Origin of the sequence: Pseudonocardia sp. EV170527-09 (assembly GCF_008369905.1) — a bacterium.
GTDB lineage: Bacteria > Actinomycetota > Actinomycetes > Mycobacteriales > Pseudonocardiaceae > Pseudonocardia.
Map to the genome: position 1 here is coordinate 1 of NZ_VRMC01000348.1, position 447 is coordinate 447.

General features: G+C 69.1%; 1 protein-coding gene. It reads left to right on the forward strand.

The genetic code is table 11. The features are described from left to right. A partial coding sequence (locus FVA95_RS31220) for a hypothetical protein (RefSeq protein WP_161992539.1) occupies positions 1–447 on the forward strand: 447 nt, incomplete at both ends.

Genomic DNA, 447 nt, shown 5'->3' on the forward strand with positions numbered 1-447 from the left:
GCAGTTGCGGGGGAAGTTCCCGGCGTCGACGTCGTTGTTGCATAACTGGCGTCAGACCGGTCGGATCGCGGGGCTGGAGTTTCGTGATGACGGGGGTGAGGGCCCGATCCATGCGGCGGTGTTCGTCAACACCGCGATCGCGGCCCTGCCCGACGGTGGTGGGATTGTGGAGCGCAGCGGTCGTGGGGAGTCGAAGAAAGCCGCCCAGTTCGCCGCGGCGGATGCGCTCGTCCTCGCCCTGGCTGACATCACCACCCCACCCCCACCGAAACCGCCGAAACCGCGGGTGGTCTGGGTACCGCAGCACGTCCCTGACCAGCAGATCCCTGACCGGCAGGTCACTGGGTTGCAGAAGACCGGGTTGCAGAAGACCGTTCCGGTCGCGGGGTCAGTGTCGGGTGGGTCGCCGGTGGTCGGGAGTGCCCCGGGCGGCGGGTCGTGCCCGGG